The sequence below is a fragment of the Enterobacter sp. ENT02 genome (assembly GCF_019219165.1).
GTDB classification, from domain to species: domain Bacteria; phylum Pseudomonadota; class Gammaproteobacteria; order Enterobacterales; family Enterobacteriaceae; genus Enterobacter; species Enterobacter mori.
Genome location: NZ_JAHUWD010000003.1, coordinates 1 through 25926, shown reverse-complemented (window position 1 = coordinate 25926; position 25926 = coordinate 1). Strand labels below are relative to the sequence as shown.

General features: G+C 52.6%; 23 protein-coding genes, 1 tRNA gene and 2 rRNA genes. 21 read left to right on the top strand and 5 right to left on the bottom strand.

Going from position 1 to position 25926, the window contains the following annotated elements:
• Positions 1-4: 4 nt before the first annotated feature.
• Complete coding sequence (gene csrD, locus KW829_RS11105; RefSeq protein ID WP_211448293.1) at positions 5-1945, bottom strand: RNase E specificity factor CsrD; 1941 nt, start codon at positions 1943-1945, stop codon at positions 5-7.
• A 185-nt stretch (positions 1946-2130) separates the two neighbouring features.
• Here csrD and KW829_RS11100 point away from each other — a divergent pair, with 185 nt between their 5' ends.
• The 14 genes from KW829_RS11100 to KW829_RS11035 all read left to right on the top strand — a co-directional run bounded on the left by KW829_RS11100 (position 2131) and on the right by KW829_RS11035 (position 15056).
• Positions 2131-3105 (top strand): MDR family oxidoreductase, encoded by a 975-nt coding sequence (locus tag KW829_RS11100; protein WP_218308238.1) that lies wholly within the window; start codon positions 2131-2133, stop codon positions 3103-3105.
• 77 nt (positions 3106-3182) lie between these two features.
• Positions 3183-4184 (top strand): protein-methionine-sulfoxide reductase catalytic subunit MsrP, encoded by a 1002-nt coding sequence (gene msrP / locus KW829_RS11095; RefSeq protein WP_218308237.1) that lies wholly within the window; start codon positions 3183-3185, stop codon positions 4182-4184.
• A complete protein-coding gene (gene msrQ, locus KW829_RS11090; RefSeq protein ID WP_089598441.1) occupies positions 4185-4784 on the top strand; it encodes a protein-methionine-sulfoxide reductase heme-binding subunit MsrQ in 600 nt (199 codons plus the stop codon).
• 233 nt (positions 4785-5017) lie between these two features.
• Positions 5018-5470: a type II 3-dehydroquinate dehydratase gene (gene aroQ, locus KW829_RS11085; protein ID WP_108416103.1), complete on the top strand. Its 453-nt coding sequence runs from the start codon at positions 5018-5020 to the stop codon at positions 5468-5470.
• A gap of 21 nt (positions 5471-5491) precedes the next feature.
• Positions 5492-5953, top strand: a complete 462-nt coding sequence (gene accB, locus KW829_RS11080; protein WP_010436174.1) for an acetyl-CoA carboxylase biotin carboxyl carrier protein — start codon at positions 5492-5494, stop codon at positions 5951-5953.
• Between the two features lie 10 nt (positions 5954-5963).
• Positions 5964-7313, top strand: a complete 1350-nt coding sequence (gene accC, locus KW829_RS11075) for an acetyl-CoA carboxylase biotin carboxylase subunit (RefSeq protein WP_010436177.1) — start codon at positions 5964-5966, stop codon at positions 7311-7313.
• 108 nt (positions 7314-7421) lie between these two features.
• The gene (locus KW829_RS11070) at positions 7422-7664 is read left to right on the top strand and encodes a YhdT family protein (RefSeq protein ID WP_006178860.1); all 243 of its coding nucleotides are present in this window, start codon (positions 7422-7424) and stop codon (positions 7662-7664) included.
• Complete coding sequence (gene panF, locus KW829_RS11065) at positions 7654-9105, top strand: sodium/pantothenate symporter (protein ID WP_218308475.1); 1452 nt, start codon at positions 7654-7656, stop codon at positions 9103-9105. Before KW829_RS11070 ends, panF begins: the two co-directional genes overlap by 11 nt.
• 11 nt (positions 9106-9116) lie before the next feature.
• Positions 9117-9998 carry a 50S ribosomal protein L11 methyltransferase gene (gene prmA, locus KW829_RS11060; protein WP_089598437.1) on the top strand — a complete coding sequence of 294 codons (882 nt, stop codon included), beginning with the start codon at positions 9117-9119 and terminating at the stop codon, positions 9996-9998.
• A 137-nt stretch (positions 9999-10135) separates the two neighbouring features.
• Positions 10136-10876, top strand: a complete 741-nt coding sequence (locus KW829_RS11055; protein ID WP_010436188.1) for a carbonic anhydrase — start codon at positions 10136-10138, stop codon at positions 10874-10876.
• Positions 10877-11206: 330 nt separating this feature from the next.
• Positions 11207-12172 (top strand): tRNA dihydrouridine synthase DusB, encoded by a 966-nt coding sequence (dusB, locus tag KW829_RS11050; protein ID WP_010436190.1) that lies wholly within the window; start codon positions 11207-11209, stop codon positions 12170-12172.
• Between the two features lie 23 nt (positions 12173-12195).
• On the top strand, positions 12196-12492 hold the full coding sequence (gene fis / locus KW829_RS11045) for a DNA-binding transcriptional regulator Fis (RefSeq protein WP_000462905.1): 297 nt from the start codon (positions 12196-12198) through the stop codon (positions 12490-12492).
• A 178-nt stretch (positions 12493-12670) separates the two neighbouring features.
• Positions 12671-12835, top strand: a complete 165-nt coding sequence (locus KW829_RS11040) for a DUF2556 family protein (protein ID WP_003860373.1) — start codon at positions 12671-12673, stop codon at positions 12833-12835.
• Between the two features lie 139 nt (positions 12836-12974).
• Positions 12975-15056, top strand: a complete 2082-nt coding sequence (locus KW829_RS11035; protein ID WP_172701296.1) for a bifunctional diguanylate cyclase/phosphodiesterase — start codon at positions 12975-12977, stop codon at positions 15054-15056.
• Here KW829_RS11035 and envR read toward each other — a convergent pair.
• Entirely contained in the window at positions 14999-15691 is a 693-nt protein-coding gene (gene envR / locus KW829_RS11030; RefSeq protein ID WP_172701297.1) for an acrEF/envCD operon transcriptional regulator, read from the bottom strand. The genes KW829_RS11035 and envR overlap by 58 nt on opposite strands.
• A gap of 385 nt (positions 15692-16076) precedes the next feature.
• On the opposite strand from envR, the gene KW829_RS11025 reads away from it, so the two are divergent.
• The 7 genes from KW829_RS11025 to KW829_RS10995 all read left to right on the top strand — a co-directional run bounded on the left by KW829_RS11025 (position 16077) and on the right by KW829_RS10995 (position 25449).
• Positions 16077-17216, top strand: coding sequence for an efflux RND transporter periplasmic adaptor subunit (locus tag KW829_RS11025; protein WP_218308236.1), 1140 nt, complete (start codon positions 16077-16079; stop codon positions 17214-17216).
• 10 nt (positions 17217-17226) lie between these two features.
• Positions 17227-20340, top strand: coding sequence for an efflux RND transporter permease subunit (locus KW829_RS11020; RefSeq protein WP_218308235.1), 3114 nt, complete (start codon positions 17227-17229; stop codon positions 20338-20340).
• A gap of 246 nt (positions 20341-20586) precedes the next feature.
• Entirely contained in the window at positions 20587-20808 is a 222-nt protein-coding gene (locus KW829_RS11015; RefSeq protein ID WP_006178893.1) for a lipoprotein, read from the top strand.
• A 488-nt stretch (positions 20809-21296) separates the two neighbouring features.
• On the top strand, positions 21297-22322 hold the full coding sequence (locus tag KW829_RS11010; protein WP_010436204.1) for an amino acid ABC transporter substrate-binding protein: 1026 nt from the start codon (positions 21297-21299) through the stop codon (positions 22320-22322).
• Positions 22323-22388: 66 nt separating this feature from the next.
• Positions 22389-23570: an amino acid ABC transporter permease gene (locus tag KW829_RS11005; RefSeq protein WP_010436207.1), complete on the top strand. Its 1182-nt coding sequence runs from the start codon at positions 22389-22391 to the stop codon at positions 23568-23570.
• A 9-nt stretch (positions 23571-23579) separates the two neighbouring features.
• A complete protein-coding gene (locus KW829_RS11000; protein WP_010436209.1) occupies positions 23580-24683 on the top strand; it encodes an amino acid ABC transporter permease in 1104 nt (367 codons plus the stop codon).
• A gap of 7 nt (positions 24684-24690) precedes the next feature.
• Positions 24691-25449 carry an amino acid ABC transporter ATP-binding protein gene (locus tag KW829_RS10995; RefSeq protein WP_010436211.1) on the top strand — a complete coding sequence of 253 codons (759 nt, stop codon included), beginning with the start codon at positions 24691-24693 and terminating at the stop codon, positions 25447-25449.
• Positions 25450-25555: 106 nt separating this feature from the next.
• Here the strand turns inward: KW829_RS10995 and rrf (KW829_RS10990) are convergent.
• The 3 genes from rrf (KW829_RS10990) to rrf (KW829_RS10980) form a co-directional block, all read right to left on the bottom strand.
• A 5S ribosomal RNA gene (gene rrf, locus KW829_RS10990) occupies positions 25556-25671 on the bottom strand.
• Positions 25672-25714: 43 nt separating this feature from the next.
• Positions 25715-25790: transfer RNA gene (locus KW829_RS10985), tRNA-Thr, on the bottom strand.
• A gap of 14 nt (positions 25791-25804) precedes the next feature.
• A 5S ribosomal RNA gene (rrf, locus tag KW829_RS10980) occupies positions 25805-25920 on the bottom strand.
• Positions 25921-25926: the final 6 nt, after the last annotated feature.

Below are 25926 nucleotides of genomic sequence, written 5' to 3'. Positions count from 1 at the left end.
CAGGTCAAACAGAGTATCTTTGCAAATATTTTTTCACATTGGTGTCAAGCGGCTGAGAGGCGGCAAAAAAATCCCCCTGACCTCCTGTTACACCGCGCTCTGTCAACATCTGCCATTCACTTCGCGAACGCACGCCTGCGGCAAATACTTGTGTTTGCGTTCCTTTGCATGCTTCCACCAGGCTCTGTACCAGCAGCTGGTTTTCCGTGCGCTTTTCGATATTCCTTACCAGACCTGGATGTAACTTTAATAACTCAACATCCAGCTCCTTGATCCAACGGGTACTGACCAGCGTTAAACCGGCCTGCGTGACCGCTACTCGCGCACCCAACGCATTGATCAAACGCACCACCGGACGCAACCGGCTGATGTGTTGACCTACATCCGCCTCAGCAAGTTCAAAAATAATGCGTTTGCGTTGCGATTTTTCGCATTGCATTAAAGTATCGCGCAGCCAGCGTTGAAAACGCGGGCGTATTAACGACTCTACGGTAACCTGTAATGCCAGGTTTTCTTCCGGCCAAAACGATAAAAACGGAATCACCCGGGTTATCTGCTGGCGGTCATACTCTTCAGATAATCCAAATTGCAGTACCATCGGCAGGTATTCAGCAGAAATAACCTCTTCCGAACCGTCAAAAATACGGCACATCAACTCGCGGTGGTGCACATTTCCATTTTTCAGGACCGCCGGTTTTTGATAGATCCGTGGCCCGCCACGACTGAGCATTTGCTCAATCAAAGTACGCCAGCGCACGTTCCCGCGTCCTTTTTCCGGCAGCGAATCGTCGTAAACCGCCCATCCGTTTGCGCCCTGCAAAACGGCGTTGCGGGTAGCGGCTTCCGCATGCTCCATCACCTGCTCAGTCGATTGCCCACCGCGCCAGGCACAGATCCCCATATGGACCATATCGTCTCTGTCGAGCATTTTGCTTTGCGGCAGCGCATCGACGGCTTTCAGTAGCTGGCTGGCGATACTTTCCGCCTCTTTCAACGTGCGGTGCGGCAATAACACGGCAAAGTCGCTCCGGTGATACCGTGCCAGCAGCGCCCCCGGGTAGCGCATGATAAAAGTAGACAGGAGATTGATCAGCGTAAAGAGGTTCTCTTCCGCCACACGCTGTCCCCAGGTGTCGCGCAGCAGATCGAAATCAGGCAAGCGGACCATCATGACTACGCCGTGGGTACCCACCTTTTCGGAGTCATCCAACAACGTCGCCAGCTGATTATCAAAAAAGAGACGGTTATTCAGACCGGTTTTATTATCCTGTGCCGCGTAAGAGCGGATTAGCGTGTCCATGCGGCTACGCTGGTCGCTGGCGAACTGGATTTCTGAGAGCAACACATCCAGTGCGCTACTGGTGCGCGTCGGCCATTCATAGACCGAACCCCGCACCTGCGGGCCACGCTCACCGTTCAGGATCCTTACTGAGCGTGTTTCAAGCAATTCTTGTCCGGCAAGCTGACGGCGCAACCAACGAACCGCCAGAAAAATAAGCAGCACGATAAAAGCAACAGCAATGGTGAGAGGCGCGGTGGTCATCAACGAGTGAAAATAGTTGGCCATCGGATCCTGATAGACCATGCGAATGGTCATACCCGGATGTTTAAGCGAATCGACCGTGACGACCCGATACTGACTGACCGTACCGGCTGGACGGTAGCTCCCCCGCCGGGTATGACTGAAAACGGTCTGCTTTCCCTGGACGATATCGACCCGAACAATATCAACAGGCACCATCAGCTCATCCAGCTCTGGCGACAGTGCCGGGAATGAAGTTGTAATCAAACGCGTATCAATAACCGATGCAACCGACTCTACCCGATTAACCAACTTGTCCTGGATGGCATTATAAAAACTTAAGGAGCAGCCAATCAGGGTGACAAAAATCGTTAACCCCGTTAGCAGGGTGATAAAAGCCGAGAACTTCGTCGTTAATCGCATCCTTGAGATTACTCCGTGGGTTGATGGGGTAGCGAGTAAGCGCTAACTTGCATTTGAGATGCGGCATACTACCAAATCGGGTGTATCTGGCAATTTATTGCGTTAAATCGGCATAGCGTTGCACTGAGCGAGTATAGTCTTCAGACGTTATTTTCCAATCATCTTAATCGTAATGGGGACCCTGTATGCAGGCTTTGATCTTAGAACAGCAGGACGGCAAAACGCTTGCCTCGGTGCAAGCCATTGAAGAGAGTCGACTGCCCGAAGGCGAAGTAACCGTCGATATCGACTGGTCCAGTTTAAATTACAAAGATGCACTGGCAATTACCGGTAAGGGTAAAATCATCCGAAATTTCCCGATGGTGCCAGGGATCGATTTTGCGGGCCGCGTGCATACCAGCGAAGATCCTCGCTTCCATGCGGGTCAGCAAGTACTGCTCACGGGCTGGGGCGTGGGAGAAAATCACTGGGGCGGGCTGGCCTCACAAGCCCGCGTGAAAGGTGACTGGCTGGTACCGCTGCCAAAAGGTCTGGATGGTCGCAAAGCGATGATCATCGGTACCGCAGGGTTTACCGCCATGCTGTGCGTGATGGCGCTGGAAGATGCCGGTATTCGTCCAGAGTCCGGTGAGATTGTCGTGACCGGTGCCAGCGGTGGCGTGGGTAGCACGGCGGTGACGCTGCTGCACCAGTTGGGTTATCAGGTTGCTGCCGTGTCAGGCCGCGAAAGCACCCATGACTATCTGCGTCAACTCGGTGCCAACCGAATTCTGGGCCGCGAAGAGTTTGCCGAAACTCGTCCGCTGGAAAAACAGATCTGGGCGGGAGCAGTGGATACCGTCGGTGACAAAGTCCTGGCGAAAGTGCTGGCGCAGATGAACTACGGCGGCTGCGTGGCGGCCTGTGGCCTGGCGGGCGGTTTTGCCCTGCCAACCACCGTGATGCCATTCATTCTGCGTAACGTTCGCCTGCAGGGTGTAGATTCCGTGATGACTCCGTTTGCCCGTCGTGCAGAAGCCTGGGAACGTCTGGCGCGCGACCTCCCTGAATCATTCTATACCCAGAGCGCCACTGAGATTACGCTCAGCCAGGCACCTGAATATGCCAGTAAAATCATGGATAACCAGTTCCACGGTCGTGCGCTGGTAAAAATTGCCTAATCTTCAATTTTTCGTGACATATTCGCGCTAACGCTTCTCCTCCGTCATGCTTAGAAAAACGCATGACGGAGGATGCCATGAAAAACCGAAAACTGACGGAAGCCGACGTAACGTCAGAATCTGTCTTTATGTTACAGCGCCGCCAGATCCTGAAAATGCTTGGCATCAGCGCCACTGCGCTGACCCTTACTCCTGCGGCTCATGCCGATCTGCTCGACTGGTTTAAAGGCAACGATCGTCCGAAAGCCCCTTCCGGTGCCCCACTCACCTTTACGAAACCGGCCGAATGGCAAAACAAACTGACGCTCACGCCGGAAGATAAAGTTACCGGCTATAACAACTTCTACGAATTTGGTCTGGATAAGGCCGATCCTGCCGCCAATGCAGGCAGCATGAAAACCGATCCGTGGACCCTGAAAATCGACGGTGAGGTAGCAAAGCCCCTCACGCTGGATCATCACGACCTCACCACACGTTTTCCGCTCGAAGAACGTATCTATCGCATGCGCTGCGTAGAGGCCTGGTCGATGGTGGTGCCCTGGGTCGGCTTCCCGCTGCACAAGCTGCTGGCGCTGGTTGAACCCACCAGCAATGCAAAATACGTCTCCTTCCAGACGCGCTACGCCCCGGAAGAGATGCCGGGCCAGAAGGATCGGTTCATCGGCGGCGGGCTTGAGTATCCTTATGTGGAGGGGCTACGCCTCGACGAAGCCATGCATCCGCTCACCCTGCTGACCGTTGGGGTTTACGGCAAAGCGCTTCCACCGCAAAACGGCGCGCCTGTTCGCCTGACCGTACCGTGGAAATACGGTTTTAAGGGGATTAAATCTATCGTCAGCATTAAGCTTACCCGCGAACGTCCGCCGACCACCTGGAACCTGGCGGCCCCCGGCGAGTACGGTTTTTTTGCTAACGTGAACCCCCACGTTGACCATCCGCGCTGGTCGCAGGCCACCGAGCGGTTTATCGGCTCTGGCGGCGCATTGGATGTGAAGCGTCAGCCTACACTGCTGTTTAACGGCTATGCGGATGAAGTGGCGTCGCTCTATCGCGGGCTGAATTTACGGGAGAACTTCTGAGTGCGTTTAACCGTTAAGCATATAACCTGGCTCAAAGTGTTATTGCACCTGGCCGGGCTGCTTCCTTTTATCTGGCTGTTCTGGGCGGTCAGTCACGGCGCATTCAGCGCCGATCCAGCGAAAGATATTCAACATTTTACCGGTAGGATGGCTCTGAAATTTTTACTGGCAACCTTGCTGATATCGCCGCTGGCACGCTACGCTAAACAGCCACTTTTGATACGCACCCGTCGGCTGCTGGGGTTATGGTGTTTTGCCTGGGCGACGCTGCACCTCACCAGCTACGCGCTTCTGGAGTTGGGCATTAATAATCTGGCACTGTTAGGCCGCGAACTGGTTACGCGCCCGTATTTGACGCTGGGGATCGTCAGCTGGCTGGTGTTGCTGGCATTAGCGCTGACCTCCACGCAATATGCCCAGCGAAAACTGGGCAGGCGCTGGCAACGCTTGCATAACTTCGTCTATCTTGTCGCGATCCTCGCGCCCATCCACTACCTGTGGTCAGTGAAGATTTTATCACCGCAGCCGGTCATCTATGCCCTGCTGGCACTGGCGCTTTTAGCGTGGCGTTACAAGAAGTTCCGCCAGTGGTTGCGATAGTTCGTGAAACTGTGCGTTTTCCCGCAGATTACTTATCGACCGCGAATCTTTTTCCGATAGCGGTTGATAATCTTCCCTGATAAGACCAGTATTTAGCTGCCAAATGCTACGAAATCGTTATAATGTGCGACTTTGGTTTTCCTGATGGAGTTTTCAGACTCTGATTAGGTGACAATCGCGCATCGAAGGTATATTTTGTTTTTTACCGGAAATTCGCAGGAGATAGCGGCACAATGGCGGATAAATTCCAGATCTTAGTTTTGAACGGACCGAACCTGAACATGCTCGGCACCCGTGAGCCAGAGAAGTACGGCACGCTAACATTGAGTGAAATTGTTAACCGTCTGATGACGGAAGCAGCTTCGCTGAATGTCGATTTGGACCATTTTCAGTCAAATGCGGAGTACGCAATCATCGACCGTATTCATCAGGCTAAAGACAATGTGGACTATATCCTGATCAATCCGGCCGCGTTTACGCACACCAGTGTAGCTATTCGCGACGCACTGCTCGCGGTGAGTATCCCGTTTATCGAGATCCACCTGAGTAACGTGCACGCCCGAGAGCCGTTCCGCCACCATTCCTATCTGTCAGATATCGCTGCTGGCGTGATCTGTGGTCTGGGTGCAGACGGTTATTCATACGCTTTACAGACAGCGGTAAAACGCTTGTCACAATCAAACTAAACAAGAGTACGGAACCCACTCATGGATATTCGTAAGATTAAAAAACTGATCGAGCTGGTTGAAGAATCAGGCATCTCCGAACTGGAAATTTCTGAAGGCGAAGAGTCTGTACGCATCAGCCGTGCAGCCCCAGCCGCTAGCTTCCCGGTAATGCAGCAAGCTTATGCTGCGCCAGTGCAGCAGCCTGCGCTTTCCGCAGCCGTTGCGCCAGCCGCAGAAGCCGCACCTGCAGCAGCTGCAGAAATCAGTGGTCACATCGTACGTTCCCCAATGGTTGGTACTTTCTACCGCACCCCGAGCCCGGACGCGAAGGCGTTCATCGAAGTGGGTCAGAAAGTCAACGTAGGCGATACCCTGTGCATCGTTGAAGCGATGAAAATGATGAACCAGATCGAAGCTGACAAGTCAGGTACTGTGAAAGCGATTCTGGTCGAAAGTGGTCAGCCGGTAGAATTTGACGAGCCGCTGGTCGTCATCGAGTAACGAGGCGAACATGCTGGATAAAATTGTTATCGCCAACCGTGGCGAGATTGCACTGCGTATTCTTCGTGCCTGTAAAGAACTGGGCATCAAGACCGTGGCCGTGCACTCAAGCGCGGATCGCGATTTAAAACACGTATTGCTGGCGGATGAGACGGTCTGTATTGGCCCGGCTCCGTCCGTAAAAAGCTATTTGAACATCCCGGCTATCATCAGCGCCGCTGAAATCACCGGCGCGGTGGCAATTCATCCGGGTTACGGCTTCCTCTCTGAGAACGCCAACTTTGCTGAGCAGGTTGAACGCTCTGGCTTTATCTTCATCGGCCCGAAAGCCGACACCATTCGCCTGATGGGCGACAAAGTGTCTGCAATCACCGCCATGAAAAAAGCCGGTGTTCCAACCGTACCCGGCTCTGACGGCCCTCTGACCGACGACATGGATGCTAACCGTGCTCATGCTAAACGCATTGGCTACCCGGTTATCATCAAGGCGTCCGGCGGCGGCGGCGGTCGCGGTATGCGCGTTGTGCGCAGCGATGCTGAACTGGCTCAGTCCATCTCCATGACCAAAGCAGAAGCGAAAGCCGCTTTCAGCAATGACATGGTGTACATGGAAAAATACCTGGAAAACCCACGCCACATCGAAATTCAGGTGCTGGCTGACGGTCAGGGTAACGCCATCTATCTGGCAGAACGTGACTGCTCCATGCAGCGTCGTCACCAGAAAGTGGTCGAAGAAGCGCCAGCACCGGGCATTACCCCGGAACTGCGTCGCTACATCGGCGAGCGTTGCTCCAAAGCGTGTGTCGATATCGGCTATCGCGGTGCGGGTACCTTCGAGTTCCTGTTCGAAAACGGCGAGTTCTATTTCATCGAAATGAACACCCGTATTCAGGTTGAACACCCTGTGACAGAAATGATCACCGGCGTTGACCTGATCAAAGAACAGCTGCGTATCGCAGCCGGTCAGCCTCTGTCCATCAAACAGGAAGAAGTTGTGGTGAAAGGCCATGCGGTGGAATGCCGTATCAACGCCGAGGACCCGAATACCTTCCTGCCAAGCCCGGGTAAAATCACGCGTTTCCACGCGCCGGGTGGCTTTGGTGTGCGTTGGGAGTCTCATATCTACGCCGGTTACACCGTACCGCCGTACTATGACTCAATGATCGGTAAGCTTATCTGCTACGGCGAAAACCGTGACGTGGCGATTGCCCGCATGAAGAACGCCCTGCAGGAGCTGATCATCGACGGTATCAAAACCAACGTCGATCTGCAGATGCGCATCATGAGCGACGAGCACTTCCAGAATGGTGGGACTAACATCCACTATCTTGAGAAGAAACTCGGTCTGCACGAGAAGTAAGACTGCAGCAACGCGAAAAGGCCGGATTATCCGGCCTTTTTTATTTCTGGGGATCGCCAGGCCCCATCATGTACAATCCCCGCTTTCTTCATCCACAAGGGACATAAAATGGACAAGCGTTTTGTTCAGGCCCATAAAGAAGCGCGCTGGGCGCTGTGGCTGACCCTTCTCTATCTTGCCGCCTGGTTAGTAACCGCTTACTTACCTGACTCCGCTATTGGCATCACCGGCCTGCCACACTGGTTTGAAATGGCCTGCCTGCTGGTACCGCTGGTCTTTATCCTGCTGTGCTGGGCAATGGTGAAATTCATTTATCGTGATATTCCGCTGGAGGACGATGATGCAGCTTGAAGTCATTCTGCCGCTTATCGCTTACTTGTTAGTGGTGTTTGGTTTGTCCGTTTACGCCATGCGGAAACGCACGACAGGTAGCTTCCTGAACGAGTATTTCCTCGGTAGCCGCTCGATGGGCGGCGTCGTGCTGGCCATGACGCTGACCGCGACCTACATCAGCGCCAGTTCATTTATCGGTGGACCCGGTGCCGCCTATAAATACGGGTTAGGCTGGGTACTGCTGGCAATGATCCAGCTTCCTGCCGTCTGGCTCTCGCTCGGCATACTGGGCAAAAAATTTGCCATTCTGGCGCGCCGTTATAATGCCGTGACGCTCAACGATATGCTGTTTGCACGTTACCAGAGCCGTTTACTGGTGTGGCTGGCCAGCTTAAGCCTGCTGGTGGCCTTCATTGGCGCGATGACGGTACAGTTTATCGGTGGGGCACGCCTGCTGGAAACGGCTGCCGGGATCCCCTACGAGACAGGTCTGATCATCTTCGGAGTAAGCATTGCGCTGTATACCGCGTTTGGTGGATTCCGCGCCAGCGTGCTGAACGACACGATGCAGGGCATGGTTATGCTTATCGGCACTATCGTCCTGCTGGTCGGCATCGTCCACGCCGCGGGCGGCCTGAGCCATGCGGTTGAAACGCTCGAGGCGATCGATCCAAAACTGGTTTCGCCACAGGGCGCCGATGACATCCTTTCTCCAACATTTATGACCTCGTTCTGGGTATTAGTGTGCTTTGGGGTTATCGGTCTGCCGCATACGGCTGTGCGCTGTATCTCTTATAAAGACAGCAAAGCCGTGCACCGAGGTATCATTATCGGCACTATCGTTGTCGCGATCCTGATGTTTGGTATGCACCTGGCGGGCGCATTAGGGCGCGCGGTGATCCCCGATCTCACCGTGCCGGATCTCGTGATCCCAACGCTGATGGTCAAAGTGCTTCCGCCGTTCGCTGCCGGAATTTTCCTTGCCGCACCGATGGCCGCCATCATGTCGACAATCAACGCTCAGCTGCTGCAAAGTTCCGCTACGATCATTAAAGATCTTTATCTGAACCTGCGCCCGGAGCAGGTCAAAAATGAGCGACGCCTGAAGCGCATGTCGGCCGTTATTACCCTGGTGTTAGGCGCATTGCTGCTGTTAGCCGCATGGCGCCCACCGGAGATGATCATCTGGCTGAACCTGCTCGCGTTTGGCGGCCTTGAAGCCGTCTTCCTGTGGCCGTTGGTATTGGGACTCTACTGGAAGCGCGCGAATGCTGCAGGCGCGCTGAGCGCCATGATTGTCGGCGGCGTGCTTTACGCCGTGCTCGCAACATTTAAAATTCAGTATCTGGGCTTCCATCCGATTGTGCCTTCGTTACTGCTAAGTTTACTGGCGTTTGTGGTGGGAAACCGTTTCGGTCAGCCCGTTCCACAACCCGCTATGATTTCTACTGATAAATAAAGAGTTTTGCCATGCCGTGGATCCAACTAAAACTGAACACAACCGGCGCTAACGCCGAGGAACTGAGCGATGCGCTGATGGAGGCCGGTTCGGTCTCAATCACCTTCCAGGACACGCATGACACGCCGGTCTTTGAGCCGCTGCCGGGCGAAACCCGCCTGTGGGGTGATACCGACGTTATCGGCCTGTTCGATGCGGAAACCGATATGAAAGAGGTGGTTGCCCTTCTGGAAAACCATCCGCTGCTGGGCGCAGGCTTTGTGCATAAAATCGAACAGCTGGAAGACAAAGACTGGGAACGCGAGTGGATGGATAACTTCCACCCGATGCAGTTCGGCAAGCGTCTATGGATTTGCCCAAGCTGGCGCGACGTACCGGACGCGAATGCGGTCAACGTGATGCTCGATCCGGGTCTGGCGTTTGGAACTGGCACCCATCCAACAACCTCACTCTGTTTGCAGTGGCTGGACGGACTGGATCTGGAAGGCAAGACGGTGATCGACTTCGGCTGCGGTTCAGGGATCCTTGCGATTGCTGCCCTGAAACTGGGTGCGGCAAAAGCCATCGGGATCGATATCGATCCGCAGGCGATTCAGGCCAGCCGCGATAATGCCGAGCGTAACGGCGTTTCCGACCGTCTGGAGCTGTATCTGCCTGATGCTCAACCTGAGGCCATGAAAGCCGACGTGGTAGTGGCAAACATCCTGGCTGGCCCATTACGTGAACTGGCACCATTAATCAGCGTGCTGCCCGTTGAGGGCGGTCTGCTGGGGCTTTCTGGTATTCTGGCAAGCCAGGCTGACAGCGTTTGTGAAGCCTATGCCGATCTCTTCGCGCTCGACCCGGTGGTTGAGAAAGAAGAGTGGTGCCGCATTACCGGTCGTAAAAAATAAGCCTTTGGCGTGGTCCTCTGACCACGCCTTTTTCCCTCTGATATTTCTCCCGCCTTTCACCTGTCTCCGCTAAAATAACCACACAAATCATGCGTTTTAATTTTGATTTGAATAATAAAATTCACAGGAAGAATGTAATGAAACACGTTTATGGCAAGGCAGCACTGCTGGCGCTGAGCATGGTCTCGGCTTCCGCTATTGCATCACACTGGAGTTATCAAGGTGAAGGCGCACCGGAGCACTGGGGCGAGCTGGACGAGGCGTACAAGACCTGTAAAAGCGGGTTGAACCAGTCTCCCATTAACATCGATTCCACCGCGAAAGCACACCTATCCCCACTGGAAACACACTATATTGACGGCCCCGTTACGCTGACAAACAACGGACATACTATTCAGGCCGTTGAAAAGGCGGACACCCGCGACAGCATCACCCTCGATAACCAAACCTGGACCTTACAGCAGTTCCACTTCCACGCGCCGAGTGAAAACACGGTGCACGGTAAGGCGTTCGCAATGGAAATGCATCTGGTGCATAAGAACGAGAAGGGTGAGCTGGTGGTGGTTGCCGTGATGTTTAATCAAGGTGCCGCTAACGCTGAGCTGGATAAACTCTGGGGCGTGATGCCGGGCCAGGTTGACCAGAACGTCAGCATCAAGCCAAACCTCGACATGAACCAGCTGCTGCCAAAAGATAAGACGTACTGGCGCTTTAGCGGGTCACTCACCACCCCACCGTGCTCCGAGGGCGTCACCTGGATTGTGCTCAAACATCCGCTGACGGTCTCAGCAGAACAGTTGGGTAAATTCACCCACACGATGCATCACGATAATAACCGTCCGGTACAGTCACTTCATGGCCGCGTCGTCGTTGAATAATGTGCATTTTTCGCGCTGAGATGATGTTCTAAAATGCGACGCAGATCGCAAAGAAGCGGGATAATCTGCTGTTAAAAACAGCAGATTATCCCGCTGATGTGATTCATTTATTCAGAAATGATGATAAGTTACGGGAAATTGTAAGCGCCCATAAAATAACCATTAATGCATAACATAATGATTTAAATGGTGAATAATTTTCACCGAATAGTCTTAGCGGCGATTCCTTGATCTACAGCAGTGGATTGTTCAAAGTTTGGCCTTTCATCTCGTGCAAAAAATGCGTAATATACGCCGCCTTGCAGTCACAGTATGGTCATTTCTTAACTCATGCGCATCGGACACCACCAGCTCAGAAATCGCCTGATCGCAGCGCCAATGGCAGGTATTACCGACCGGCCGTTCAGGACGTTGTGCTACGAGATGGGAGCAGGATTAACCGTTTCCGAGATGATGTCGTCTAACCCACAAGTGTGGGAAAGCGATAAGTCCCGTTTGCGGATGGTACATGTGGATGAGCCAGGTATTCGCACCGTGCAAATTGCCGGAAGCGTGCCTGAAGAGATGGCAGACGCCGCGCGTATCAACGTGGAAAGTGGAGCCCAAATTATTGATATCAATATGGGTTGCCCGGCCAAGAAAGTGAATCGCAAGCTTGCAGGTTCAGCCCTTCTGCAATACCCCGACCAGGTGAAGTCAATCCTGACGGCGGTTGTCAGCGCAGTGGACGTTCCTGTTACGTTAAAGATTCGCACGGGTTGGTCGCCGGAACACCGTAACTGTGTAGAGATTGCCCAACTGGCCGAAGACTGTGGCATTCAGGCCCTGACCATTCATGGACGCACTCGCGCCTGTTTGTTCAACGGTGAAGCTGAATACGACAGCATTCGGGCAGTTAAGCAGAAAGTTTCCATTCCGATTATCGCGAATGGTGACATTACTGACCCGCTTAAAGCCAGAGCTGTGCTCGACTATACGGGAGCTGATGCTCTGATGATAGGACGTGCCGCTCAGGGAAGACCCTGGATCTTTCGGGAAATCCAGCATTATCTGGACACTGGGGAGCTGCTTGCTCCGCTGCCACTGGCAGAGGTCAAGCGCTTGCTTTGTTCGCATGTTCGGGAATTGCATGACCACTACGGTCAGGCAAAAGGGTACCGAATTGCGCGTAAACACGTCTCCTGGTATCTCCAGGAGCACGCTCCTAATGACCAGTTTCGGCGCACATTCAACGCCATAGAGGATGCCAGCGTACAGCTGGAGGCGTTGGAGGCATACTTCGAAAATCTTGCGTAATGAAATAAAGAGCTGACAGAACTATGTTCGAACAACGCGTAAATTCTGACGTACTGACCGTATCTACCGTTAACTCCCAGGACCAGGTAACTCAAAAGCCCCTGCGTGACTCGGTTAAACAGGCACTGAAGAACTATTTTGCTCAACTGAACGGTCAGGATGTTAATGACCTGTATGAGCTGGTACTGGCTGAAGTTGAACAGCCACTGTTGGACATGGTGATGCAATACACCCGCGGTAACCAGACCCGCGCTGCGCTGATGATGGGTATCAACCGTGGTACTCTGCGTAAGAAATTGAAAAAATACGGCATGAACTGATACTAATCAGTTAAATGCTTGTTTAAAAAGGCGCTCTTCGGCATGGGGAAGCGCCTTTTTTATTGCCCATAATGGCAACCGTCAACGCTTTGTAAACCTTCACCTCTCCCGCTTTTAAAGCGCGACTTTTCGTGTATATTTCCAGCACCTTACTGGTTCTTTCCTGCGGAATGGCACAATGATTCGTAAATACTGGTGGCTGGTTGTTTTTGCTGTCTCTGTTTTCATTTTCGATGCGCTGCTGATGCAGTGGATTGAACTGATGAGCACCGAAACCGATAAGTGTCGCAATATGAATTCCGTGAATCCTCTAAAACTGGTCAATTGCTCTGAGCTCGACTAGCCTGCGAACATCGCCAAAAACACGGTAATCACACAGTAAAAACGGGGATTTAAATCCCTTTGAGTCATTACCTTACGGTGATAATGTCTCGCCCTTCCCAACCGCTCTTGCGTAACCTCACACTCGAGTAGAACCGTCCATGCTGGTCAGCCAATACAATCATATCCTGGTAGTCCTCTCCTTTGTTGTTGCCATCCTTGCTGCGTATACCGCGCTGAACATGGCTGCACGCGTTGCCGGGAGCCAGGGCGTCGCTGCCCGCGTCTGGCTGGCTGGCGGCGGTATTGCAATGGGTATTGGCGTGTGGGCCATGCATTTTATCGGCATGCTGGCGATGGACCTCTCCATGAGCATGAGCTACAACGCCACCCTGACGGTGTTATCCATGATTATCGCCGTGGGTTCGTCGCTTTTTGCGCTATGGCTCGTGAGCTGCGAGCAATTACGCTTGCGCCGACTGTTGCCCGGCGCGCTGGTGATGGGAAGCGGTATTGTTGCCATGCATTACACCGGCATGGCGGCGCTGGAAGTGATGCCCGGGATTATCTGGGACAAGGTCTGGGTGGCCATTTCGGTCGCGATTGCGCTTGCCGCTTCACTCGCGGCATTATGGCTGACCTTCCGCCTGCGTCACGAAGCCGCACAGGTCGTGCTGATGCGCATGGGGGCCGCCATCACGATGGGAATTGCAATTGCCGGGATGCACTATGCAGGCATGAAAGCGGCGCAGTTTCCGATGTCCACAATGGTTCACCATGAAGGTATCAACGGGAGCTGGCTGGCGGTGCTGGTCAGCGTCGTCGCACTCTCTATTCTTGGGATCACCCTGCTGGTGTCGATGCTGGATGCCCGCCTTCAGGCACGTACTGCCCTTCTGGCCTCGTCGCTTGCAGAAGCGAACCGGGAACTCGCGCAACTGGCGCTGCACGATACCCTGACACGTTTGCCCAACCGTATCCTGCTGGAAGACAGACTCGATCAGGCTATCAGTAAAGCAGACCGCGAGGGTACGCACTTTGCGCTGATGTTCATGGATCTCGACGGGTTTAAAACCATCAATGACGCCTACGGGCATGATGTCGGCGATAAACTCCTGGTCGCCGTGACGGAGCGTTTATTGCTGCCACTGAAGGGCCAGTTCACTCTCGCCCGTATCGGTGGCGATGAATTTGTTCTGCTGGCGGAGAGTGAAGGCCCGGATGATGCGGCCTCGCTGGCCAATTCGCTGGTTCGCGCTATAGATAACCCGTTCAACCTGGAACCTTATGAACTGGTGGTGACCCTCAGCATTGGGATCGCGCTTTACCCGCATGACGGCAAAACCGATCGCGAGCTGATGTTCAATGCCGATGCGGCGATGTACCACACAAAACATATGGGCCGGAACGGGTATCATTTTTTCCAGCCCTCCATGAATACGCTGGCGCAGACCCATCTGCAGTTGATGAACGATCTGTGGCTGGCCATCGATCGCGATGAGCTTCGTTTGCTCTATCAGCCTAAGTTCCATGCACCTGCAGGCCCCCTCCTCGGTTTTGAAGCACTACTACGCTGGCAGCATCCGAAGCAGGGATTATTGACGCCCGAACTCTTCCTGCCGCTGGCAGAAAAAACGGGTCTGATTATTCCCATCGGTAACTGGGTTATCAATGAAGCCTGTCGCCAGTTGCGTGAGTGGCACCTACAGGGGCACCGTAACTGGTCGATGGCGGTGAACCTGTCGACGCTGCAGTTTGAACAACCTTCACTGGTAAAAACGGTGCTCGACTGCCTGACCCGTCACGACGTCCCTCCGGAAATGCTGATCCTCGAAGTGACCGAAACCACAGCGATGAGCAACCCTGACGAAAGCGTGCGGGTACTGACAGAACTGACCAATGCCGGGGTGAAAGCCTCCATTGATGACTTCGGAACCGGGTATTCAAGCCTGCTATACCTTAAGCGCCTACCCGCCAGTGAACTGAAAATTGATCGTGCTTTTGTGCAGGAATTGAGTGGGGAAAGTGAAGATGCCACCATTGTCTCAGCCATCGTGGCGCTGGCAAAAACGCTCAATCTAAAAGTGGTGGCGGAGGGTGTGGAAACCGAAGCACAGCAAACGTTTTTGACAGAGCTGGGCTGTCACACGCTCCAGGGTTATCTGTTAGGTAAGCCGGTCAGTGCTCAAACCATTGAGGCACTTTGTGAACATGGGGAGATGTTGCCCGGCGCGGAAGTATAAACGTCATCCTGCGGCGACACCCGTATCACAGGGAGTGTCCCCAGGATGTTGTCGACCAGAGCGGGGGCCTGCTGATAAAGATTAAAACTGTCGCTATTCATTAACCAGTTTTTAATTATCCCGCTAAAAAAGCCATGGAGAACGATCAGCGTCAAATCAACATTAACCTGCGGTGAAATCACTTTCCGTGAAATGCAATTCTCCAGCGTCGCGCGCAGATAATCATTGTTAAAACCAATACGATTACGAATTTCACATTCTGAAATCATATCATTTTTAAATTCACATTTATGATACAGAATTTGTAAAAGCGCACACTGCCGTGGTTCACGCGCGATATATTGCAACGCTGTGATAAATTGCTCACGGAGCATTAACAACGGGTCATCATTTTCGGTGAGAGAAAGCCTGTCACGAATAATTTCACGCAGGGGGATCTGCTGCTCCCAAATGGCATTAAATATTTCGGCTTTACTGGAAAAATGCCAGTATACTGCGCCGCGCGTAACCTTTGCGGCATCAGCGATGTCCGTAAGCGTCGTGTTGGCTACGCCACGGGTAGCAAACTCAGCGATTGCCGCCTCGATCAGCAATTGCCGGGTTTTCTGGGCATCTTCTTTCTTTTTACGCGCCATAGACAGTTACTCGTTATTTACACGTTGAAGACTTAATTTTGGAGTCAGGTAACAAAGTATTCCCTAAAAACGGTTTTAATTTTGCACAAAAAAAGTCAATCCTCTTAATTTATAATTAAGGTGAATGAATGAAAGCAATTAAATTCACCCTAGATATGAATGAGACCATTAAATCCCATTTACTTGATTATTCATGAGTAAGTATATCGTCTAATGGACCCGGTCTGATTCTGATTTTTGTCTTCCCCCCTCTTCATTCGCACTTATAAATTAAAAAACATTAAATACCCTCATTATTATATGCAGCTACATTTTTGTATTTGTACCCTACCCCTGTCACCGATTTATGGCAAATATCGGTTAATGGGTAGTTAAAGGAACAGTAATGACGAATCATTTCAGACTCTTACCCTTAGCCGGTTTTATTGTCTGCGCCGCACTGCTCACCGGATGCGATGGGCAGGAAAACCAGCAACAACATCCACAAGCCCCTCAGGTGAGTGTACACATTGTGAAAAGCGCGCCACTGGCAGTCACAACGGAACTTCCTGGCAGGACAGATGCGTATCGCGTTGCGGAGGTTCGTCCTCAGGTTAGCGGCATCATTCTGCGCCGTAACTTCACAGAAGGCAGTGATGTGAAGGCAGGCGACTCCCTTTATCAAATCGATCCTGCAACGTATCAGGCGGCCTATGACAGTGCGAAAGGCGAACTGGCGAAAGCGCAGGCGGCAGCGAATATTGCGCATCTGACGGTGAAACGCTATGTCCCGCTGGTCGGCACCCAGTATGTCAGCAAGCAGGAATACGATCAGGCAGTGGCGACGGCGCAACAGGCCGATGCCAGCGTCGTTGCCGCGAAGGCCGGTGTTGAAAGCGCGCGCATCAATCTTGCCTATACCAAAGTAACATCACCCATCAACGGACGTATCGGCAAATCCAGCGTCACCGAAGGGGCTCTCGTCACTAACGGGCAGGCTACCGCCCTGGCAACGGTACAGCAGCTTGATCCCATCTACGTCGATGTGACTCAGTCCAGCAATGATTTTATGCGCCTGAAACAGACCAGCCTGGAAAAAGGGGACGCTACCAGCACCGTTGAGCTGTTGATGGAAAACGGTCAGCCATACCCGCAGAAGGGTATGCTGCAGTTTTCGGATGTGACGGTCGACGAAAGCACCGGTTCGATTACCCTGCGCGCGATCTTCCCGAATCCTCAGCATCAACTCTTACCCGGTATGTTTGTCCGCGCGCGCATTGATGAAGGCACACAGCCGGATGCCATTTTGGTTCCGCAGCAGGGCGTCACCCGTACACCGCGCGGTGACGCAACGGTGATGGTGGTTAACGATAAAAACCAGGTTGAATCGCGTACCGTCGTTGCACCTCAGGCGATTGGCGACCGCTGGCTGGTGACGGAAGGGCTGAAAAATGGCGACCGCGTGATTGTCAGCGGCCTGCAAAAAGTCCGTCCTGGCGTCACCGTCGTGGCGACACCTGATACCGCTGCCACGCCAGCCAGTTAAGGACAACGACATGGCTAATTTCTTTATTCAAAGGCCGGTTTTCGCCTGGGTACTCGCTATTATTTTGATGATTGCGGGCGGGCTGGCTATTCTGAAACTGCCCGTTGCGCAGTATCCGACCATCGCCCCTCCTGCTGTTGCCATCACAGCAACCTACCCTGGCGCTGACGCCCAGACGGTGCAGGATACCGTGACGCAGGTTATCGAGCAGAACATGAACGGCATCGATAATCTGATGTATATGTCGTCCACCAGCGATTCTGCGGGTAACGTCACCATCACTCTGACCTTTGAGTCGGGTACAGACCCGGACATCGCGCAGGTTCAGGTTCAAAACAAACTTCAGCTCGCCATGCCGCTGCTGCCACAAGAAGTACAGCAGCAAGGGATTGGCGTTGAAAAATCCAGCAGTAGCTTCCTGCTGGTTGCGGGCTTTGTGTCGGACAATAAAAACCTGACTCAGGATGATATCTCTGACTACGTCGCTTCGAATGTGAAAGATGCGATTAGTCGCACAACGGGTGTTGGTGATGTGCAGCTGTTCGGTGCGCAATATGCGATGCGTATCTGGCTTGACAGCAATGCGATGAATAAATACCAGCTGACGCCTCTGGATATTATCAATCAACTGAAAACGCAGAATGACCAGATTGCGGCCGGTCAGCTAGGTGGAACGCCATCTGTTCCGGGCCAGCAATTGAACGCCTCTATCATCGCGCAAACCCGCCTAAAATCGCCGGAAGAGTTTGGCCGCGTGACGCTGAAGGTAAACCAGGACGGCTCCATGGTGCACCTGAAGGATGTGGCTCGCATTGAGCTGGGCGGCGAAAACTACAACATGGTCACCAGGATCAACGGGCAGGCGGCTACGGGTCTCGGGATCAAGCTGGCAACCGGGGCAAACGCGCTGGATACGGCGGCAGCAATTAAGAGTAAGCTGGCACAGCTGCAGCAATTCTTTCCGCAGGGAATGAAGGTTGTCTATCCCTATGACACCACGCCGTTCGTGAAAATCTCCATTCACGAAGTGGTGAAAACCCTGTTCGAGGCGATTGTTCTCGTCTTCCTCGTCATGTATTTGTTCCTGCAAAACCTGCGGGCAACGCTCATTCCTACGATTGCGGTTCCGGTCGTTCTGTTGGGGACCTTCGCGGTTCTGGCGGCATTCGGTTTCTCCATCAATACCCTGACGATGTTTGGGATGGTGCTGGCGATAGGCCTTTTGGTCGATGATGCGATTGTGGTTGTTGAGAACGTCGAACGCGTCATGGTTGAGGACAAGCTGCCGCCAAAAGAGGCAACACAGAAGTCGATGGAGCAGATCCAGGGCGCACTGGTCGGTATCGCCATGGTGCTTTCGGCAGTATTCATCCCGATGGCCTTTTTTGGCGGCTCGACGGGGGCCATCTATCGCCAGTTCTCGCTCACCATTGTCTCTGCGATGGCGCTGTCCGTACTGGTTGCACTGATCCTCACCCCTGCCCTTTGCGCCACATTGCTCAAGCCCGCGTCCAGTGAACATCACGAGAAGAAAGGTGGCTTCTTTGGCTGGTTCAATACCCTCTTTGATAAGAGTGTGGAACACTACAGTAACAGCGTGAGCGGTATTCTTCGCAAGACCGGACGCTACCTGGTGGTGTACGTGCTTATCGTCGGCGGCATGGCGGTACTGTTCCTGCGCTTGCCGACCTCCTTTCTGCCTGAAGAGGATCAGGGGGTGTTTATGACGATGGTTCAGCTTCCTGCCGGAGCAACCCAGACACGTACGCAGCAAGTTCTCGATCAGGTTCAGGACTACTACCTGACCAAAGAGAAAGCGAATGTTGAGTCCGTCTTTACCGTTAATGGTTTTAGCTTTAGCGGCCAGGGGCAAAACTCCGGTATCGCCTTCGTCAGCCTGAAACCCTGGGAAGAACGCCCGGGTGAGAAGAATAGCGTTGAAGCCATTGTGGGTCGCGCGACGAAAGCGTTCAGCCAGATAAAAGATGGCCTCGTATTTCCCTTTAACCTGCCTGCAATTATCGAGTTAGGTACTGCAACGGGATTCGATTTCGAACTGATCGATCAGGCCAACCTGGGACATGCGCAGTTAACTCAGGCGCGTAACAAACTGCTCGGCATGGTAAAGGAGCACCCCGACCTGCTGGTTCGAGTGCGACCTAACGGTCTGGAAGATACCCCTCAGTTCAAACTGGATGTCGATCAGGAGAAAGCACAGGCCCTGGGCATCAGCCTCTCTGATGTCAACCAGACGATCTCGACGGCATTAGGGGGCACTTACGTAAATGACTTTATCGATCATGGCCGCGTGAAAAAAGTGTACGTTCAGGCCGATGCCCGCTTCCGCATGTTGCCGGGAGACATCAGCAACCTTTACGTGCGTAGCGCAAATGGCGAAATGGTACCGTTCTCAGCCTTTAGCAACGCCCACTGGGTGTATGGTTCTCCTCGCCTTGAACGCTACAACGGCATGCCATCAATGGAGATCCTCGGTGAATCCGCACCGGGAAAAAGTACCGGTGAAGCAATGGTCATGATGGAGAGCCTCGCCTCAAAACTGCCTTCTGGCATCGGCTACGACTGGACGGGTATGTCATTTCAGGAACGACTTTCAGGCAACCAGGCACCAGCGTTGTATGCTATCTCACTGATAGTGGTGTTCTTATGCCTGGCTGCGCTGTATGAGAGTTGGTCTATTCCATTCTCCGTCATGCTGGTTGTGCCATTGGGGGTAATTGGTGCGCTTCTCGCAGCATCATTGCGAGGACTGAACAATGACGTCTATTTCCAGGTCGGCCTTCTGACAACAATTGGATTATCGGCCAAAAATGCCATCCTGATTGTCGAGTTTGCCAAAGACCTGATGGAGAAGGAGGGCAAAGGGATAATTGAAGCGACGCTGGAAGCCTCCCGGATGCGCCTTCGTCCTATCCTGATGACTTCTCTGGCCTTTATTTTGGGTGTCATGCCGTTGGTAATGAGCAGCGGTGCCGGGAGCGGCGCGCAAAACGCTGTCGGGACGGGTGTAATGGGAGGCATGCTATCTGCAACGCTTTTGGCTATCTTCTTCGTACCCGTATTCTTTGTAGTTGTCCGTCGGCGATTCACAAACCATAAACAATAACCATTACTAAAAGGCACCTCTGGTGCCTTTTTATTTAAGGTAAACAACAGTTTTAAATTTTTACAGCTTCATATTTTCTCCATTAATTCTTTTTGTCGCTCAGTTTTCTCCATGATTTTTACAATTCACATAATTTGAGATTATTCCCCCTGCAACGCGAACTTCTACCGGTGGTAAAATAGCCACTAATTCGTTAATTGCCGCTTTGGCTTTATGGCGAATGTGAGAAAACACTGAGGTAACATCATGAAAAGATTCATTTCCGTTGCACTTCTCGCTGCGCTGCTTGCTGGTTGCGCGCACGATTCTCCATGTGTACCGGTATACGACGATCAAGGCCGACTGGTTCATACCAACACCTGCATGAAAGGCACCACCCAGGATAACTGGGAAACAGCCGGTGCTATCGCTGGCGGTGCTGCCGCAATAGCGGGTCTGACGCTGGGTATCGTGGCTCTGACCAAATAACCACTGGGGCATGACTCATTCCTGAAAGCGCGGCTCTGTCCGCGCTTTTGCTTTTAAATAGTGCACTAATTTCATATAAGTAAAAAAAGAGCCCTCTTTTATTCACGCCTGGTATTTTTTATAAGATTTACGTCACATCTTTATTGCTTATCCTGACGAATTATCAATTCCATCGTGATGATATTCACATATTAAATCCATTTAATACCCTGCCAATATTCACGGCTGAAACTACCTCTGGCTTTAACCTTATCCTTCAACCAACTTTTGCTCTAATTTGTGGCGCAGGTTGGAATTTCGCACCGTTTCGGGGCATTCGATTTATTTAAGCCTGTCTACACTCAGCATTATGCGTTCACTTGTCTTTATTTAATTGAGCGCAAAACCTGGCATTACGTTTGCTTTATAAACGTTGGCCAAAGCCACAGACAGGTAAAAGCGTTTTAAAACGCCTCTATAACGATAAATTTCGCCACACAGGATCCATTATGAAAAAGACGATGATAGCCAGCCTGGCCGCCGCGAGCGTGTTGTTTGCTGTAGCCGGACAGGCGCAGGCGGGCACGACGCTTGATGCCGTTAAAAAGAAAGGTTTTGTACAATGTGGTATCAGTGACGGTTTGCCAGGCTTTTCCTATGCCGACGCGAACGGCAAGTTTACCGGTATTGACGTTGATGTCTGCCGTGGCGTTGCCGCAGCGGTTTTCGGTGATGACAGCAAAGTAAAATATACCCCACTGACGGCGAAAGAACGTTTCACTGCGCTACAGTCTGGCGAAGTTGATATGCTCTCCCGCAATACGACCTGGACCTCCTCGCGCGACGCGGGAATGGGCATGTCATTTACCGGCGTCACCTATTACGACGGCATCGGCTTCCTTACTCACAATAAAGCCGGTCTGAAAAGCGCTAAAGAGCTGGATGGTGCGACCGTGTGCATCCAGGCGGGTACTGACACAGAGCTTAACGTCGCGGACTACTTCAAATCCAATAAAATGAAGTACACCCCAGTCACCTTTGATCGCTCCGATGAGTCGGCTAAGGCGCTGGAGTCGGGCCGTTGCGATACCCTGGCGTCTGACCAGTCACAGCTCTACGCATTACGCATCAAATTGAGCAACCCTGCCGAGTGGATTGTCCTGCCTGAAGTGATCTCCAAAGAGCCTCTTGGCCCCGTCGTTCGCCGCGGCGATGAGGACTGGTTCTCCATCGTTCGCTGGACATTGTTTGCCATGCTGAACGCCGAAGAGATGGGCATCAGCTCGAAAAACGTCGATGAGAAAACCGCTAATCCGTCCACGCCGGATATGGCACATCTTCTGGGCAAAGAGGGTGATTTCGGCAAGGACCTGAAGCTGGATAACAAGTGGGCTTATAACATCATTAAACAGGTCGGTAACTATGCCGAGATCTTTGAGCGCAACGTGGGTTCGGAAAGCCCGCTGAAGATCAAACGCGGCCAGAACAATCTCTGGAATAACGGCGGTATTCAGTACGCACCGCCTGTACGTTAAGTCTTTGCTGTAACGGGCACTGCAAGCGCAGTGCCCAGTCCAGAGTCATGGTTACCGAGGTTTTTTATGTCCCATCGCCGCTTAGCCGTAAAAGGATCGCTGTCCTTTTCTCATCCCGCGGTCCGCGCCTGGCTTTTCCAGATTATTGCTGTTGTCGTGGTTGTGGTTATCGCCATTTATTTAATCCACAACACCGTTACCAACCTGAATAACCGAGGCATCACCTCGGGTTTTGCGTTTCTGGATCGCAGCGCGGGTTTTGGCATTGTTCAGCATCTTGTTGATTATCAGGAAGGCGATACGTATGGACGCGTATTCATCGTAGGTCTGCTGAATACGCTGCTGGTGTCAGCGCTCTGTATTGTGTTCGCTTCCGTACTCGGCTTTTTCCTTGGTCTGGCCCGACTTTCTGAAAACTGGCTGCTGCGGAAACTGTCGACCATTTATATCGAAACCTTTCGTAATATCCCGCCACTGCTGCAGATTTTCTTCTGGTATTTCGCTGTCCTGCGTAACCTTCCCGGTCCACGCCAGGCCGTGGATGCTTTCGATCTTCTTTTTCTGAGCAACCGCGGGTTATACATACCCTCTCCGCAGGTCGCCGAAGGGCTTTATGCCTTCATCATCGCAATAATTATCGCACTCGCGATTTCTGTCGGCGTGTTCCGCTATAACCGTAAGCATCAGATCAAAACCGGGCAGTTGCGTAAAACATGGCCGGTTGGCGCTGCACTGATTATTGGCCTGCCGTCAGTCGCCCACTGGTTATTTGGCGCAGCCTTGCACTGGGATATTCCGCATCTGCGTGGTTTTAACTTCCAGGGCGGTATGGTGTTAATTCCGGAACTGGCCGCACTGACGCTGGCGCTCTCGATTTATACCTCCGCATTTATTGCGGAAATCATCCGCTCCGGGATCCAGGCTGTCCCTTACGGACAGCACGAGGCGGCGCGCTCACTGGGCTTGCCAAATACCGTGACGCTTCGCCAGGTCATTATTCCGCAGGCTTTACGGGTCATCATCCCGCCACTGACCAGCCAGTACCTCAATATTGTCAAAAACTCATCACTGGCCGCAGCCATCGGCTACCCCGATATGGTGTCACTGTTCGCTGGGACCGTGCTTAACCAAACCGGGCAAGCGATTGAAACCATTGCCATTACCATGTCTGTTTATCTGATCATCAGTCTGATGATTTCATTATTGATGAACCTTTATAACCGCCGTATAGCACTGGTTGAGCGCTAAGGATCCATGATGACAAAAGCGATATTGTCGCACTCCTCGCGTCCTGCCAGCACAACAGGTGGGCGCTTCATTATCTGGGCACGTAAGAACCTGTTCTCCAGCTGGAGTAACAGCCTGCTGACCATTGTGTGCCTGTGGTTAATCTGGGAACTGATCCCGCCGCTGCTTAACTGGGCTTTCCTGCAGGCGAACTGGGTGGGCTCCACACGCGCGGATTGTACGAAAGCGGGTGCATGCTGGGTCTTTATCCACGAACGTTTTGGTCAGTTCATGTATGGATTGTACCCACATGAACAGCGCTGGCGGATTAATCTGGCGCTGGTTATCGGTCTGCTCTCCATCGCCGTAATGTTCTGGAAAAAGCTTCCTCACCGTGGCCGATACATTGCGAGCTGGGCTGTTGTTTATCCGATTATTGTTTGGGTGTTGTTGTATGGCGGTTTTCTGGGGCTCGAGCGTGTTGAAACCCGTCAGTGGGGCGGACTGACGCTGACGCTCATTATTGCTTCTGTGGGGATCGCTGGCGCTCTGCCGTGGGGGATTTTACTGGCTCTGGGACGGCGTTCAAAAATGCCGGTCGTACGCGTTCTCTCCGTTATTTTCATAGAGTTCTGGCGTGGCGTACCGCTTATCACCGTTCTGTTTATGTCGTCGGTCATGCTGCCGCTGTTTATGGCAGAAGGCACAACGATAGACAAACTGATCCGCGCCCTGGTCGGGGTGATTCTGTTTCAGTCAGCCTACGTTGCTGAGGTTGTGCGTGGTGGTCTGCAGGCATTGCCTAAAGGCCAGTACGAAGCCGCTGAATCCCTGGCACTCGGTTACTGGAAAACGCAGGGTCTGGTCATTCTCCCGCAAGCACTCAAGCTGGTCATTCCTGGTCTGGTCAACACGATCATTGCCCTCTTCAAAGATACCAGCCTGGTGATCATCATCGGATTGTTCGATCTCTTTAGCAGCGTGCAGCAGGCTACCGTTGACCCTGTCTGGCTGGGTATGTCCACCGAGGGATATGTCTTCGCTGCTCTGATCTACTGGATCTTCTGTTTTAGCATGTCGCGCTATAGCCAGCATCTGGAAAAGCGCTTTAACACCGGGCGTACACCGCACTGAGGAAATTATGAGCCAGATTACTATGACACCTGCCGACGCGATGATTACGCTGGAAAACGTCAATAAATGGTACGGACAATTTCATGTCCTGAAGGATATCAATCTCAAGGTGAAGCAGGGCGAACGTATCGTACTTTGTGGTCCTTCCGGTTCAGGGAAATCCACAACTATTCGCTGTATTAACCATCTTGAAGAACATCAGCAGGGGCGTATTGTGGTTGATGGTATCGAGTTGAATGAAGATATTCGCAATATCGACCGTGTACGACAGGAAGTGGGGATGGTGTTCCAGCACTTCAATCTGTTCCCGCATCTGACCGTTTTGCAAAACTGCACGCTGGCCCCCATTTGGGTTCAAAAGATGCCGAAAAAAGAGGCCGAAGCGTTGGCAATGCATTATCTGGAGCGTGTGCGCATTGCTGAACATGCCAATAAATTCCCTGGGCAGATATCCGGCGGTCAGCAGCAGCGTGTGGCCATCGCCCGTTCCCTGTGCATGAAACCTAAGATAATGTTATTTGATGAGCCTACATCAGCCTTGGATCCAGAAATGGTGAAAGAGGTGCTGGATACCATGATTGGGCTGGCGCAATCCGGGATGACGATGCTGTGCGTGACGCATGAGATGGGGTTTGCCAGAACTGTCGCTGACAGGGTGATCTTTATGGATCGTGGAGAGATTGTCGAACAGGCACCCCCGGATGAGTTCTTTGCGCATCCGAAGTCAGAACGCACGCGGGCATTTTTATCGCAGGTGATTCATTAATTGTTTGTTATGCCGGGTGGCGGCTTCGCCTTACCCGGCCTACAGTTTGTGTAGCGTAGAAACGCAAAAAGGCCATCCTTTCGGATGGCCTTCTCACTTATTTGATGTCTGGCAGTTCCCTACTCTCACATGGGGAGACCCCACACTACCATCGGCGCTACGGCGTTTCACTTCTGAGTTCGGCATGGGGTCAGGTGGGACCACCGCGCTAAAGCCGCCAGACAAATTCTTTTACTTCTTGCCGAACTTTAACCTAAGTATAAAGTGGTGCTGATACCCAGAGTCGAACTGGGGACCTCACCCTTACCAAGGGTGCGCTCTACCAACTGAGCCATATCAGCACGCTAAATTTGATGCCTGGCAGTTCCCTACTCTCACATGGGGAGACCCCACACTACCATCGGCGCTACGGCGTTTCACTTCTGAGTTCGGCATGGGGTCAGGTGGGACCACCGCGCTAAAGCCGCCAGGCAAATT